Source organism: Paraprevotella xylaniphila YIT 11841 (assembly GCF_000205165.1).
Classification (GTDB): Bacteria; Bacteroidota; Bacteroidia; order Bacteroidales; family Bacteroidaceae; genus Paraprevotella; species Paraprevotella xylaniphila.
Genome location: NZ_GL883812.1, coordinates 49,684 through 65,011, shown reverse-complemented (window position 1 = coordinate 65,011; position 15,328 = coordinate 49,684). Strand labels below are relative to the sequence as shown.

Annotated in this window: 14 protein-coding genes; 3 read left to right on the top strand and 11 right to left on the bottom strand. The window is 48.5% G+C overall.

The window, feature by feature from the left end; all coding sequences use genetic code 11:
* Positions 1–26: 26 nt before the first annotated feature.
* Positions 27–161: a helix-turn-helix domain-containing protein gene (locus tag HMPREF9442_RS01440; protein WP_253270978.1), complete on the top strand. Its 135-nt coding sequence runs from the start codon at positions 27–29 to the stop codon at positions 159–161.
* A gap of 199 nt (positions 162–360) precedes the next feature.
* Here HMPREF9442_RS01440 and HMPREF9442_RS01435 read toward each other — a convergent pair whose 3' ends face one another.
* The 4 genes from HMPREF9442_RS01435 to HMPREF9442_RS01420 all read right to left on the bottom strand — a co-directional run bounded on the left by HMPREF9442_RS01435 (position 361) and on the right by HMPREF9442_RS01420 (position 5,885).
* Positions 361–3,321 (bottom strand): PEP/pyruvate-binding domain-containing protein, encoded by a 2,961-nt coding sequence (locus HMPREF9442_RS01435; RefSeq protein WP_008624505.1) that lies wholly within the window; start codon positions 3,319–3,321, stop codon positions 361–363.
* 141 nt (positions 3,322–3,462) lie between these two features.
* Complete coding sequence (gene gdhA, locus HMPREF9442_RS01430) at positions 3,463–4,800, bottom strand: NADP-specific glutamate dehydrogenase (protein ID WP_008624504.1); 1,338 nt, start codon at positions 4,798–4,800, stop codon at positions 3,463–3,465.
* Positions 4,801–5,036: 236 nt separating this feature from the next.
* A complete protein-coding gene (locus tag HMPREF9442_RS01425) occupies positions 5,037–5,237 on the bottom strand; it encodes a winged helix-turn-helix domain-containing protein (protein WP_008616818.1) in 201 nt (66 codons plus the stop codon).
* A 180-nt stretch (positions 5,238–5,417) separates the two neighbouring features.
* Positions 5,418–5,885 (bottom strand): C-GCAxxG-C-C family protein, encoded by a 468-nt coding sequence (locus tag HMPREF9442_RS01420; RefSeq protein ID WP_008624503.1) that lies wholly within the window; start codon positions 5,883–5,885, stop codon positions 5,418–5,420.
* Between the two features lie 68 nt (positions 5,886–5,953).
* On the opposite strand from HMPREF9442_RS01420, the gene HMPREF9442_RS01415 reads away from it, so the two are divergent.
* Positions 5,954–6,379, top strand: coding sequence for a DUF8479 domain-containing protein (locus HMPREF9442_RS01415; protein WP_008624502.1), 426 nt, complete (start codon positions 5,954–5,956; stop codon positions 6,377–6,379).
* Between the two features lie 121 nt (positions 6,380–6,500).
* Here HMPREF9442_RS01415 and HMPREF9442_RS01410 read toward each other — a convergent pair whose 3' ends face one another.
* The 7 genes from HMPREF9442_RS01410 to HMPREF9442_RS01385 form a co-directional block, all read right to left on the bottom strand.
* On the bottom strand, positions 6,501–6,752 hold the full coding sequence (locus tag HMPREF9442_RS01410) for a TIGR03905 family TSCPD domain-containing protein (protein ID WP_008624500.1): 252 nt from the start codon (positions 6,750–6,752) through the stop codon (positions 6,501–6,503).
* 1 nt (position 6,753) lies between these two features.
* Positions 6,754–7,485: a YebC/PmpR family DNA-binding transcriptional regulator gene (locus tag HMPREF9442_RS01405; RefSeq protein WP_008624499.1), complete on the bottom strand. Its 732-nt coding sequence runs from the start codon at positions 7,483–7,485 to the stop codon at positions 6,754–6,756.
* Between the two features lie 32 nt (positions 7,486–7,517).
* Positions 7,518–7,676: a hypothetical protein gene (locus HMPREF9442_RS16365; RefSeq protein WP_008624497.1), complete on the bottom strand. Its 159-nt coding sequence runs from the start codon at positions 7,674–7,676 to the stop codon at positions 7,518–7,520.
* Positions 7,677–7,684: 8 nt separating this feature from the next.
* On the bottom strand, positions 7,685–10,192 hold the full coding sequence (gene pheT / locus HMPREF9442_RS01400) for a phenylalanine--tRNA ligase subunit beta (RefSeq protein ID WP_008624494.1): 2,508 nt from the start codon (positions 10,190–10,192) through the stop codon (positions 7,685–7,687).
* Positions 10,193–10,320: 128 nt separating this feature from the next.
* The gene (gene dnaB, locus HMPREF9442_RS01395; protein ID WP_087944056.1) at positions 10,321–11,880 is read right to left on the bottom strand and encodes a replicative DNA helicase; all 1,560 of its coding nucleotides are present in this window, start codon (positions 11,878–11,880) and stop codon (positions 10,321–10,323) included.
* A 141-nt stretch (positions 11,881–12,021) separates the two neighbouring features.
* Positions 12,022–13,107 (bottom strand): hypothetical protein, encoded by a 1,086-nt coding sequence (locus HMPREF9442_RS01390; RefSeq protein WP_008624482.1) that lies wholly within the window; start codon positions 13,105–13,107, stop codon positions 12,022–12,024.
* Between the two features lie 9 nt (positions 13,108–13,116).
* The gene (locus tag HMPREF9442_RS01385) at positions 13,117–14,172 is read right to left on the bottom strand and encodes a DNA adenine methylase (protein WP_008624481.1); all 1,056 of its coding nucleotides are present in this window, start codon (positions 14,170–14,172) and stop codon (positions 13,117–13,119) included.
* A 226-nt stretch (positions 14,173–14,398) separates the two neighbouring features.
* On the opposite strand from HMPREF9442_RS01385, the gene ispE reads away from it, so the two are divergent.
* The gene (gene ispE / locus HMPREF9442_RS01380) at positions 14,399–15,280 is read left to right on the top strand and encodes a 4-(cytidine 5'-diphospho)-2-C-methyl-D-erythritol kinase (protein WP_008624479.1); all 882 of its coding nucleotides are present in this window, start codon (positions 14,399–14,401) and stop codon (positions 15,278–15,280) included.
* Positions 15,281–15,328 lie beyond the last annotated feature (48 nt).

Below are 15,328 nucleotides of genomic sequence, written 5' to 3'. Positions count from 1 at the left end.
TCCAGTTATCCTCCCAAGGTTACAAGATGGAAGACATCGCAAACAAACTTTGCAAGAGCCTCGATACGATAAAATCAGCCAAAAGAAGGCTGTTCCTCAAAATGAACGTGAGCAACATCCAAGAAGCCGTAGCTTCCGCAGAATATTATGATTTATTATAATATATCCCGACAATCCGGACACGAAAAATCGTTTGCCTGAGAAATGAAAATCAATCTCAGGCAAACGATTTCTCATTCTCCTGCAAACGATTTTTCATTCTGCGGAGAAAAACAAGAGGCTCTCAGCATTGCCTCAAACATCTATCAACCAATCATTTACAAAATTCGTCTTCTTATTCTGCCAATAGGCCATAAATCTTTACTGTTCCACTCCGGGAAGCATGACCACCCCTTCCTTTTTCATCCCGTCCACCTTGATGACCACGGGCGAAGAAAAGCGCACATGGCGCACGTGGGCCGTTTCTTCCACAGCCGGTTGGCTGTTCAGGAAAGCCTGGTTGTATACCCCGTCGCCCAAAAAGTCATTCACCGTGAAATATCCCACGCCGAAACTGGTCAGGTTCTGGAAGAAGTGCGTGCCTTGGCTAGGGTCTACACGGTAATTCGTCAACCCGGACTCCACAATGACACGGGCGGCTGAAATGTTGGGCCATTTCACCGGAACGCCTAACCATGGGTCGCTACTGCCCCACCGTCCCGGGCCGACTAGCACATAGTTGCGCCCCTCCTCCAGGAAGCGGCGGTTGATACGGTCTATCTCGTCGGCTATGGCCGGATTGTTGTAAGCGGAATAATCGCCGGTCTTCACATAGACCACATCGTACACCTCGTTGCTCACCCCTTGGCCGATGGCGTTATGCGAACGTATCAGCGTCTTCTCGTCGGGAATCTCCGTCAAGTCTTCGTCGAGCATCATCTTATTGTCCACCATCGGACGTATCTGCAACAAATAGAACACCCCCGTACGGTCGGGATTCAGCTTCACGGCAAATTCTATCTCCACCTCGCGGCGCATGCTCTCACGCCCAAGTTTCAGAATCAGCCGCAAAAGCTCCGGAAGGGGGAACACGCCCTGCTGCAACACGCCGCAGAAGGTGACAAGTTTACGTCCTCCGTCGTAAATACCGTCGCGAATCACCATGTCGTAGGGGTCGTACGTGGAAGCAATGAATTGCAGCGAACCGTCCTGTTCGGCCTCCTTCACCGGAAGTTTCAACAGGTTGAAACCGTCGTCCACCCTGAAATCCTCCTCCACGGCTTTCATTTCGAGGGCATAAAACCGCGTCTGCGTCTCGCGCAAGGCTATTTCCATCTCGCTCGTCTGCAACACCTTGTCGGGATGGGCCGGACAGACGCGCAGGTTCATGCCGCCGTCCACGATGTATTTCCCCAACCCGAGCGCAAGGTTTACCGTGCCGTCTTCGGCCTTTTCGTCCCCGATGGGGTAGTAGTTCACCGAACGGGCCACACCGGAGATGTTCGGGTAGAAACGGTCACCGTAACGGTTTCCGGCCACTTCCTGAAGAATCACCGCCATTTTTTCCTGGTCGATGACGTTACTCGTGGCCGTCATATACGCCTTGCTGTCGCGGTAGAACACCGAAGCGTATACCCCCTTGATGGCATCGCGCAACATCTTCAGCCGCACGTCACGACTCTCCACGTAAGGTATCATATAGGTGGAGTATATCCCGGCAAAAGGTTGGTAATGGGCATCTTCGAGCAAGGAAGAGGAACGGATGGCTATGGGTTGGCGCACGACATCGAGATAGGCCTCCAAGTCACCAATCAGGCGTTCGGGCAGCCGGGCTTGCAAGAATGCACGGAGAATCTCTTCGTCCGGAATGTCCGAAAGCGCAATCTGGTAAAGTTCGTTCGTATCCATGAACTCGTCGAAGATGTCCGTACAGAGCACCACCGTTTTAGGTATCATGACATCCGCGTTGTCGAACGCGTTCAATTCCGGATGCTGCTTGATGATGTGGTCCAGAAAGGCCAAGCCACGCCCTTTTCCGCCCAACGACCCTTCACCGATACGTGCGAAATTGCTGAAACGGTCGAAACGGTCGCGGTGGAACACGGCTACCACGCCCTGGTTCTTCATCCGGCGGTAGCTCACAATCGCGTCATATATGATTTGACGATGGGCATCCACGTCTTGGAGCGAACGCCATGTGATATGTTTCAGGAACTCGGATATGGGGAACAATGCCCGCGAGCACAACCAACGCGACACGTTGTTGCGCGTAATATGATAAAGGAGCGATTCCTTGGGCAAAGTGAAGATATTGTTCTGAAGGTCTTTCAGGTTCTTGATGCGCGCCACCTCTTCCATCGTGTTCGGGTCGAGGAAGACAAAATCTCCGAAACCGAAATGCCGACGTACCAAACGTCGCAAGTCGACCCCTATCTTCTTGGAATTCTTGTCGATGAAATGCGCCCCGCACTTCTCGGCCCAAGCACTCTTATCAGCTTCCGTAGACTCCATAATCAGCGGCACGAACTCGTCTTCGGCACGGATGGCCGACAATAACTCGTAACCGGCCATCTCGTCCGTCTTCCCGTTACGGGGAAAGCGGCAGTCGCTGATGACCCCTAATGTATTCTCTTTATGACGAGTGTACAAGCCCCAAGCTTCTTCATACGTACGTGCCAACACGATCTTAGGCCGCCCACGCATGCGCAACGTCTCGAGTTGGGCGTTCAGTGCCTCTGTGGCAAATTCCAGGCTTTGTTGGAGCACGAACCGGTAGAGGTTGGGCAAGATGGAGGAATAAAAACGGATGGAGTCTTCTACCAACAATATCATCTGTACTCCGGCCGCCACGTCGTTCTCCAAGTTCATTTTGTCTTCTATCAACTTGATGATAGAGAGCAACAAGTCCGTATTACCCAACCAACAAAACACGTAATCGAAAATAGAAAAGTCCATGTTCTCCATACTCTTCCGGATACCATGGCTGAACGGAGTCAGCACGACGATAGGTATCGTGGGATTGTCCGTCTTGATGCCCCGTGCGATGTCGAACACGTCATTATTGTCCGTGCCGGGCATGCAGATAATCAAATCGAAAGTGGTCTTGCCCAACTCTTCTTCCGCCTCTTCCTGCGAAGCGACTTGGAAAAAACGGGGCGGATAGCGCAAACCCAATTTCACGTATTCATCGAAAATCTTTTCTTCCACCCGTCCGTCATCCTCCAACATGAAAGCGTCATACGGGTTGGCGATGAGCAACACATTGAAAATGCGCCGCTTCATCAGGTCCACAAAAGCGGTGTCCCGCAAGAGCGGGCATTCTTTGTTTTTATCGTCTGTCATAATAGCCTGTCCTTATCTCTGATTGCGGAAACAAATAAACACAAAAATCCGCAAGCATGCAAAAAATGCGGCACAAAAAAGCGGTACCCGAAAATGATTATTTCCGGCACCGCTCCCTTTTCTACCTCATGACAAAACCACCTATACTACTCCTTGCGCCATCATGGCCTTGGCCACTTTCATGAATCCGGCCACATTGGCTCCTTTCACATAATTGACATAACCGTCCGGCTCAGTGCCGTATTTCACACACTGCTCATGGATACCGTGCATAATGGCATGAAGTTTCTGGTCCACCTCTTCGGCCGCCCAACTGAGGTGCATGGCATTCTGGCTCATCTCCAATCCGGATGTGGCCACGCCTCCGGCGTTGACAGCCTTGCCCGGAGCGTAAAGCATCTTATGGGCAATGAACGCATCAATGGCTTCGGGCGTACATCCCATATTGGAGATTTCGCCCACGCATATCACTCCGTTTTCGATAAGGTGCCGGGCATCTTCTCCGTTCAGCTCGTTTTGCGTGGCGCACGGCAAGGCGATATCGCACTTCACTTCCCACGGACGACGGCCTGCCACGAACTTAGCCCCCGCAAAGCGTTCCGCATAGGGGCTGCAAATATCGTTCCCGCTCGCACGAAGTTCCAACATGTACGCAATCTTTTCTTCGTCGAGCCCGTCTTCGTCATAAATGTATCCGTCGGGACCGGAAATAGTCACCACCTTGGCGCCCATCTGTGTGGCCTTTTGGGCAGCGCCCCAGGCTACATTGCCGAATCCGCTGATGGCCACGCGCTTGCCCCGGATGTCGATACCTTTGTCGGACAACATTTCACGCACAAAATAGAGCCCTCCATATCCGGTGGCCTCGGGGCGCACCAACGAGCCACCGAATTCAAGCCCTTTTCCGGTGAGCACACCGCTCCAATCCCGCGTAAGCTTCTTATACTGCCCGAAGAGGTAGCCCACTTCTCTTGCCCCCACACCGATATCACCAGCCGGGATGTCGATTTCCGGACCGATATAACGGTAAAGCTCGTTCATGAAAGCCTGACAGAAACGCATGATTTCGGCATCGCTCTTGCCGCGTGGCGAAAAATCGGAACCTCCCTTACCTCCCCCCATGGGCAGTGTGGTCAGTGCATTTTTGAATGTCTGCTCAAAACCAAGGAACTTCAATATGGAAAGGTTCACGGACGCATGGAAACGCAATCCACCCTTATACGGGCCGATGGCACTGTTGAACTGTACCCGATAACCCAAGTTGACCTGAACCTCTCCCTTGTCGTCCACCCAAGGGACCCTGAACATGATGATGCGTTCCGGCTCCACCAACCGTTCGATTAATTTGGCACGTTCAAATTCAGGATGGCGATTATACACGTCTTCTATGGAGATAAGCACTTCACGAACTGCTTGCAAATACTCCTTTTCACCAGGATGCTTGGCCTCAAGCTGAGCCATTATTCTCTGAATATCCATAGCCTACAATTTTAAGGACATCTAACATTATGTTGACTAACACTGGGGCAAATCTACAAAAACAAGCCAACAAAAGCAAGAAATAGAAGATTAAATATCCTATATAGATACCAAAATGTCAAAAAACAAAAGAACCACAAAAAAAGAAACATGTCTTAAGCGGTATTTCCTCCGCCTAAAACGAAAGATTCCGCGCTTACGACATGCTTTCTTGTCTGTCAATCAAAGTCCCTTTATTACTTCAAAGAGAATACGGGTTCTTTTTCCGTGCCTGCAACAACCAATTTATCTTCACGAAGCAACCAACCCAGTGCAAGATACAATTCTTTGTCTGTTTTCACTTTTGCTGCTTTCTTCAGATCTTTTGCACTCAACGGTGCACTCTCATTCAAGGCATTCCATACAAGGCCTGCCACCTCACCAGCATTTTCAAACATAATACTCAAATACTTTTAGTTAATAATCTCATCCTCTCAAAGGATATTCTTTCATAAATACGTACAAAGGTAGTATTTTATTTGTATGCCATATAAAAAAACTTAAAATAGTTGTGGGTTTATATGCTATTTTAACGCAAAAAAGACTTTTTAGGTGTATTATGTGGCAAAACATTGACATCAACGACCGATAGAGTCCAAATAATCAGCAAAAATGCGGGCAGCCGACTCTACCATCTTCGGACAAGGACGCTTGGCATAATAAGCCGCCGTACGGGCTTCTGCCTGGTTGCTTACCGGTGCATCCCGTTTCAATCCCAACAATTCCCCGCAGGTTATGGAACCGTTTTCTGCTTTGAACCTGGCGGCAAGCTCTTGCACGATGGCATAATTCCGCGATTTCGTCTCACGGTCTTTGCCTTCCATGGCTGCCACTTCCAGTCCCACCAACTGGAACATGCCACAAGCCGCCCCGCAGGTGAGCCGCATGCGGCCTATCCCTCCGCCAAACGAAGCAGATATATGCAAGGCCTGTTCATGCGTAAAGCCGTACAGGTCCGCAAAAGCCGCCACTACGGACTGCGAACAATTATACCCCTCTTTGAAATATGCCACAGCACGGGCTATCCTTTCTTCTTTGTCTTTCATATCATTTCAATGGATTGATTTGCAAAATTACAAAGAATAAATTAATTTCGCACGTAAAACCATCAGATATGAAAAAGATTAATACCACACTTTTACTGGGTACGCTGTTGGGGGTCTGTGCCTGCCACTTTGAAAGTTTCGATGAACGTTGCGCCCGCGAAGCACGGGAATACACGGAAAAGCAATGCCCCCGCAGAATGGACCAGTACACCCTTATGGACAGCCTCACGTATGACGAGCATTCGCGTACACTAAATTATTATTATACTTTGGAAGGAGTTTTGGATAACGACACGGTGATGAACACTCAAGCCTGCGAATCGCTTAAGGATCTTTTGCGCAAAAACGTGGTCAACTCCGTGGATTTGAAGTCCTACAAAGAGAAGGGTATCAGTTTTTCCTATTGCTATTATTCCAAAGCATCGGGAAAAGTGCGCTTTCAGGTACGTTTCACCCCCGAAGATTATGACAGCCACTATAGCCCGGACCGCTAACCTCCAAAAACGATGGAAGACAGGTTGAACACCCGACTTCCGTCACCAGACGACTCCTCCCCGTCCCTACCTTATATTATATAGAGGTAAGGACGGGGAGGAGTCCTTTATAATCATGCCATCAAGACCGGGAAACAGCCTGCTGCAGAGCCAACGTTAGTTGGTCCGGACACGAAGTTGGCTTCATGCCGCAACGAATGCCGCTCAAACGGCTTACCACATCTGCGACCGGCATGCCTTCCACCAAACGGGCAATCCCCTGAAGGTTACCATGGCAACCGCCCAAAAAACGTACGGACTTCACCACGTCCCCGTCAACCTCCAGTTCTATCTGCTTGCAACAGGTTCCCTCCGTCTGATAAACCGTTTTCATCTTATTCTTCTTCAGGCTTCATATTCGTATAAACCGTCTGCACGTCGTCGAACTCTTCCAGTTTTTCCACCATCTTGTTCAACGTTTCACGCTCTTCGGCCGACACTTCCTTCAAATCATTCGGAATATAAGTGAATTCACCACCGACATCCTCGAAGCCCTGCTCTTCCAAGTGCTTCTGGATAGCACCGTAACTCTTCGGGTCGCCGTAAATCGTAATCGTACCTTCCTCTTCGTCCATGTCGTAATCCTCTTCCACCCCGAAATCTATCAAGTCGAGTATCAACTCATCCATGTCCACCGTAGCCGGTTTCTTGAAGGTGAATACACACTTATGGTCGAACAAGTAAGCCAAGGAACCCATCGTACCCAATGTTCCTGAGAACTTGTTAAACACCGAACGGACATCCGCCACCGTACGTGTCGGGTTATCGGTCAGAGTATCCACGAATACAGCAATACCGTGAGGACCGTATCCTTCGTAAGTCATGTTCTTATATTCGCTCTGGTCTTTTCCCATTGCGTTCTTGATGGCACGCTCGATGTTATCCTTCGGCATGTTCTCACGCTTGCAAGTCGCAATAATCGAACGCAACGTAGGATTGTTTTCGGGTTCCGGCCCACCGGCCTTTACGGCTATGGCGATTTGTTTACCCAATTTTGTAAATGTCTTGGCCATGTGGCCCCATCTCTTCAGCTTTGCAGCCTTTCTATATTCAAACGCTCTTCCCATTGGAATAAAATTTTAAATATGATGATTTCTATTTATCTTTTTCTCATTTTATAGTTGAGCACCAGGCCATATACGATAAGCACCACCGTAGGGACAATCAACGCACGCGTGTACCCCTGAAGGGTGATCTGCAACAACCAACAAAACACCAGTACATAATATACGGCCTTGGCTACGACTAATCCTTTCATATCGCGGGTTATCTCAATTTAGCACCCAACTTGGCCTGCAAGTTTGCAATCAACTTATTCATGATTGCGTCGATTTGCTTGTCGTTCAAAGTCTTCGTCTCATCTTGCAGCACGAAGTTCACGGCATAACTCTTCTTCCCGGCTTCCAGGTTCTTTCCTTCGTACACATCAAAAAGCGTCACTTCCTTCAGCAGCTTCTTCTCTGTGGAATAGGCCACCTTTTCTACTTCGGCAAATTCCACACCCTTGTCCAACAAGAGAGCCAAATCGCGGCTCACAGCGGGGAACTTGCTGATTTCCGTGTAACTGATCTTGTTGTTGCGGATGGCCTTCATCAGAAGTTTCCAGTTGAGGTCGGCATAATAGACTTCCGCGTCCACATCCATCATCTTCCGTATCTTCCGGCTCACGATACCCAACATGGCCAAGACCTTACCGCCACGGTTTTGAATTTCGATACCTTTTGAATAGATATCGTTACGGCTCGGCGCAAAAACCAATGCACCGAAATTCACACCCAAACGGGTCAGGATGTTCAGCACGTAAGCTTTCAGTTCATAAAAGGAACTGTCTTCGTCGGGATGCGCCCACGAACCGCTCACCCGCTTGCCCGTCACCCACAGTCCGAGGTGATAGTCTTCCGAATAAGCGTCGAGCACATGCTTGATGACCTCCGGGTCGCGGCTGCTGCTCACGCCGGGAATGATGTCGGGACATTTGTCCTCTTCGCGGAAATAGTAGCAATTCCCGAACTCGAAGAACTTCAGGTCGGCATTCTTGCGGTTGGCGTTGTGCGCCACACATTCCAACCCGCCGAACAGCAGCGTCTGGCGCATCGCGTTCAGGTCGGAACTCAACGGGTTCATCAACTTCACCAAATGCGAAGCCGGATAACTCTCCAACCCGTCATAATAGGCCGCACGCTGCAAAGAATTGTTCAGGATTTCATTGAAACCGCAACCTACCAACTGTTCTGCCACGAGGTTCTGCAACTTATGGCTTTTGTCTTCATCGCCTTTGACATTCAGCGTGGATTTCACAGATGAAGGAATCTCCACATTATTATATCCGTACACGCGCAAGATGTCTTCCACCACGTCGCACGGGCGCTGCACGTCCACACGGTAGGCCGGCACCTGAAGCTTCAATCCCTCGGCCGTTTCCTCCAGAATCTTCATCTCCAGGCTCGTCACGATGCTTTTCACCGTGTCCGCCCCGATATTCTTTCCCATCAGGCCGTAAGCGTATTCATAATTCAAGTCCACGATGAAATCAGGCAACGGGTTGGGATATACGTCCTTAATCTCCATGGCGATTTCCCCGCCTGCCAGTTCCTTGCACAACATGGCAGCCTGTTTCAGTGCATAAATCACACCATTCGGGTCGATGCCACGCTCGAAACGGAAAGAAGCATCGGTGCTCAAACCATGACGGCGTGCGCTCTTGCGAATCCACGTCGGATTGAAATAAGCACTTTCCAACAATACGTCACGGGTCGTTTCATACGTTCCGCTCCCTTTTCCGCCGAACACACCGGCAATGCACATCGGCTCTTCCATGTTGCAAATGGCCAGGTCACGGTCGCTCAGCTTATGTTCCTCGCCGTCGAGCGTCACGAAAGGCGTACCATCGGGCATGGTCTTCACCACCACTTTACCCCCTTTGATCATGTCGGCATCGAAACAGTGCAAAGGCTGCCCGTAGGCAAACATGATGTAGTTCGTCACATCCACGATATTGTTAATCGGACGCAAGCCGATGATGCGCAATTTGTCCTGTAACCATTCCGGACTTTCCTTCACCTCGCAATTCCGGAGCGTCACGGCAGCATAACGGGGGCAAGCCTCCGCGTTTTGCACTTCGATGTCGATGTCCAACTCGTGGCTGTCCACCTTGAAACTGTCGCACGACGGACGATGCAAAGCCGTCTTATGGCCGTTCTGCACCAACCAGGCATACAGGTCGCGGGCCACACCGTAATGCGAACAGGCATCCGCACGGTTGGGAGTGATGTCCACTTCGATAAGATAGTCGCTCTTCAGGTTATAGTATTCCGCAGCCGGGATTCCGGGCACAGCCGTCCCGGGCAGCACGATGATGCCGTTGTGGTCCGTACCGATACCAATCTCATCTTCCGCACATATCATGCCATTGCTCTCCACCCCGCGCAACTTGGATTTCTTGATGGTAAAACATTCGTCGCCGTCATACAATTTGCAACCCAACGTAGCCACCACCACCTTCTGTCCGGCTGCCACGTTCGGCGCACCGCACACAATCTGTACTGGTTCCCCCTCGCCGAGGTTCACCGTACATACGTGCATGTGGTCTGAATTGGGATGGGGCACGCAAGTCAGCACCTCACCGACGACCAGTCCCTGCAAACCGCCCTTCACCGGTTGCACTTCTTCCACGCAACCCACTTCCAGGCCTTCCGACGTCAACGCATCGGCCACTTCCTGAGCTGTCAAATCAAAATCGACATACTCTTTCAGCCAATTATAAGAGATATTCATATCTTAAGATTTTAATTTATTTCGAAATAACGCGCAAAATTACACTTTTTCAGGCAATCCGCCAAGAAGAATGCAGACAAAGCCTCAAGAAGCCAACGAGTTTCATTCCACCACCGAAACCACCGCTCTCAAAAAGGAAGAGGCCCCTCGGGCAAAGGCGCACCGAAAGGAGAAGCCGCATCCGACGGAGGCATCATGTCGGCCGCAGGCAAAGGCACATCCGGCCCCCGCCCGGTACCAAAAGCCACTGCCTCGCCCGGCATGGGCACGTAGGCATCTTCTTCCGGGTCCTGGAAACGGGCGTATTCTCCACGGAATTTCAGCAGCACGTCGCCCACGGCACCGTTACGGTGCTTGGCGATGATGATTTCCGCCATACCGTGCAGGTCGTGCCCTTTCTCGTCCTGATATATCTTATAATATTCGGGGCGGTGGATGAAACAAACCATATCCGCATCCTGCTCTATGGCACCAGACTCACGCAAGTCGCTCAACTGCGGACGCTTGCCGTCGATTCCCTCACGGTTCTCCACCCCACGGTTCAGCTGGCTCAGCGCAATGATCGGAATGTTCAATTCCTTGGCCAGCCCCTTGAGCGAACGCGAAATGGTGCTGACCTCTTCCTGACGGCTGCCAAACGACATGCCGCTGGCATTCATCAGTTGGAGGTAGTCTATCAGGATAATCTTGACCCCATGCTCGCGCACCAAGCGACGGGCTTTCGTACGCAATTCGAAAACGGACAGCGAAGGCGTGTCGTCCACATAAAACGGGGCATCATACAGTTGGGTGATTTTATTATCCAACTGCGACCATTCGTAAGGCGCCAACTGCCCGCTTTTCAATTTCTCTCCCGGAATCTCGCACACGTTGACAATCATACGGTTGACCAACTGCACGTTGCTCATTTCCAACGAGAACATAGCCACGGGAATCTTCATGTCCACCGCCATCTTTTTGGCCATGGAAAGCACGAAAGCCGTCTTTCCCATGGCCGGACGGGCCGCGATGATGACTAAGTCGGAGTTTTGCCAACCGGAAGTCATCTTGTCCAACTTCTCGAAACCGCTGCTCAACCCGCTCAACCCGTCGCTGCGCGCCGCCGCCTTCTGCAACATGTCGTAAGCCTCGCGAATCACGGGATTGATTTGCGTATAGTCTTTCTTCATGTTCTGCTGCGAGATTTCGAAAAGCTTTCCCTCGGCCTCCTGCATCAGGTCGTCCACGTCCACCGTCGCGTCGAAAGCCTTCGTCTGCACTAGACTGGTGAAGGTAATCAGTTCGCGCGCCAGGAATTTCTGCGCGATGATACGGGCGTGATATTCGATATGGGCGGAAGAAGCCACTTTTCCACTCAACTGCGTGATATAGAACGGACCACCCACTTCCTCCAATTTGCCCATGGAGTTCAGGTGTTCCGTCACCGTCAGGATGTCCACCGGCTTCTGTTGGAGATTCAGCGTGCGGATGGCCTCATAGATAAGCTGGTGGCGGTGGTCGTAAAAGCTCTCGGGACGCAATATCTCGCTCACCTGCGAATAGGCATCCTGCTCTATCATCAAAGCACCCAACACAGCCTCTTCGAATTCAAGAGCCTGCGGCTGCACGTGCCCGTAGGCATCCTCCTCCGGCACGTTCACTTTGGCGCGCACGGATGTGCGCCGCCCTGTCTTTCTCGTTTCTGCCATATCAAGTCTGGTTTTGCGTGCAAAGATAATCCTTTCCCTCCTAAAAAAAGCCTGTGGGCTGCATTCTTTTATGAACATTGCAAGTTAACAATTAGTTCATGGAAATAATCACAACCACACAAAGCTAACCTAAAAAAAATCCTATTTTACTACAAAAATTACATCCGACAAACTTTTGTACTGATTCCCTTTAAACTTGAAATTTATTTCTTTCAAAGACTCTTCGTTAAAATTATCAAGATATTCCTTTACCTTAGGTTCAATTAACGCAAATGCCCGTTTCATTTTCCAAGAGTCCTTCATATCTGTAGAATCAACAAGAATTAGAAACAATCTATTTTCAGCACCAAAACGCATCTCCCCTTGATTAGCATACAGCCATGTCATAAGTTCCAACACATTGGATTGCGCATCGGAAACAACCTCTTTTCTCTTGTTTCTTAATTCTTCAAGAATGTCATTCCGGCCAATTTCTGACAACTTCTCAGACAAGGTATAAAGTTGTTGAGAATCAGTTTGTGTTCTATCCACAGAAATGCCTGCATCCTTTGCTCTCTGCTTCAACCAAGTAAGTTCTCTTTTTCCAAGTTTTACTTTCAGTTTTTCTTCCATGTATTGATTTGGGAAAAAAGTAACTTTCAAATCAATCGGATAATTATTCAAGAAGAAATCGACACTTTTAATTTCACCCACAGCTGAAATGACGTTTTTATGCCGTTTGAACAGTGATTCAATTAGATAAGAAGTCCAATTATTGTACCAACTTGTTTGTACATAATTCCAAGCATTATCGGCTATCTCATTTTGTTTGTTAAGTAAATCATCGTAATTGCTTATCACTTTAACATACCTACTTACAAGATACTTATCCAATGAATTATTTTGGTCGCCTCCCCAAGCATAATGGTGAACTTTATACAAATCATTTTTTAGACATTCCTCATCTACGCCCATTGCGTTATACCATTCATGGTTTCTTTCATTCAAAAACGAATCAAGCAGCTGCATTGCATTAGGCATAGTTTCCAGAATTTCAAACAATTCCGCATTCTGCTCTGCCATTTTTGATGAATACAATGTAATACCAGTGTTTTTAAGGAATTGCTGAATTTGGCTTCCTCTACAAACAGCTCGCACTTTTAACCATATCAAGGCTTTTTCATTGAAGTTAAAAGCAAAAAGATTCTGACTTCTAAATTCCTTATCCCATTTTTCAAAGTTTTTCATAACTTAGCATTATTTCATTGTACATACCAGAAGTATTTCGCTGCTTCCTGCAACACTACCTTTTCCGCCTCGTCCTGTACTATAAGTTTTTCTTTCAACTTTAACATTACGATACGGTTTTATTAAACTAACCATAGTTTCAATATCTGGATAACTGCGGTCGTTATAACTTACTAGCCAAACAGGAATATGGGTAGCCCTTTCAAACATCAATTGCAGATTTGATACGGCCTCACCATTCTTGTCAAAACCACTATATCTTTTAGGTTCATACCGTTTCGTCCCATTCACAAACCGCTTGTCCTTCCAATATTCCACATATGTTTCTAACAAATGATAAAAAGACTGATAATCTGCATGACTATTACAATATGGAGGGTCAAAGTATACCAAATCCACATTTTTTAGTTTCGGCAATAAATCAAGAATATTCTTGTTATAACTAACATTCTCTTTGGCATTATCAAATACTGCGGCATTGTATTCCGGCAACAAATCTAAAAAAATATCTTTTAAAGGACGTATCAAACTACGATTCCTCTTGACACGTATTGGGTCTGAAGCATAAGCCAAGGCTTGAGTGTGAGCAAAATGTCCCATTGTCACTTTCCTTGTCATGCTTCTACACATTACAGTTAGAGCTAAAGCCTGTTTATACTGATTGCTCAATTTATGCACATTACTACGAAAACTATCGGCGAAAGCTGCTTCCTCAGCTAAAAAGAACAAATTTGAATACAAATCCTCTATCAAATTAAATTGGATAGGATTATCATTATTTGAGAATAAAATATCTACATCCGAAGAATCAAGTTTATTATTGGGGTTTTCGATAAGAGCCTTTCCTATTGAATTGTTAAAACTAAGAAAATCATTTGTAATAACCTTCTTTCCCAACTGTTTAAACATGTAGGCAATAGACTGAGAACCTGAAAAGGCGTCTAAAACGGTGCAAACACACTCTGGTATAAATTGTGCAATCCATCCCCTGTGAACATACTTTGCCCCCAAATATTGAGGTTCAGGGAATTTGTAATCTAAATATTTTGTATCCTCAAACAGCATAACCTCTTATTTTAGTGCAAAAATACTTGTTTTTTTATCAAAGAAGATGATTCATTCTTGTTTATTTTGTTTTTCCCATAAATATTTCGACTGTGGAGAGGGCGTTTGCAAAACAATGAAAGATTTCCTATAATCATCGTAATCTATTTATTTTCAATTATATTTCCATAACTCTCCCGGTATTTCACTTTTTTGTACTACCTTTGCATACATAAAACATCATATCATGATTTGCCATCCCAACGCTAAGATCAATTTAGGACTGAACGTCACGGAACGCCGTCCCGACGGTTACCATAACCTGGAAACCGTGTTCTACCCCATCCCACTGTGCGACACTTTGCAACTCGAAGCTGCCGGCAACACGGACAGCCGCCCGGAAGGTATCTTTCCCGACGGCATCCCCATGCAAGAACACGCCACGGAAGATTATACATTCCGGTGGGGCGGCATCGGCATCGACTGCCCGCCGGAACAGAACCTGCTCGTCAAGGCTTTGCGCCTGATACAGGAACGCCATTCCCTTCCCCACCTTTCCATATCGTTGCATAAGCAAATCCCGTCGGGCGCAGGCTTAGGGGGCGGCTCGTCGGACGCGGCCCATACGATGAAAAGCCTCAACCAAATGTTCCACCTCGGCCTGTCCGACAACGAACTGGAAGAACGTGTAACCGGCTTGGGAGCCGACTGCCCTTTCTTCGTACGCAACCGTCCGGTATTTGCCACGGGCATCGGCAATATCTTCACTCCTATAGCCCTTTCCCTCTCCGGTTGGCACCTCGTTCTGGTGAAGCCCGACATCTTCGTGTCCACGAAAGAAGCCTACGCCCGAATCATCCCCCGAAAGCCCGGAATACCTGTAACAGACATCATCCGCCGCCCCGTAGAAGAATGGAAAGGACTCCTGACGAACGATTTCGAAGAAGGAGTCTTTGCCCTCCATCCCGAAATCGCAGACATCAAGACACGGCTGTACGACCGGGGAGCGGCATACGCCTCCATGAGCGGATCGGGCTCGAGCGTCTTCGGCCTCTTCCGGACGGCACCGGAAGAAACGGACATGCGCAGGCTGTTCCGGGAAAGCTTTTATTTCCAGGCCTTGCTTTAGGTGAATGCCCCTTTTCCCACCACATCCTTCACCATAAACCATTGAATG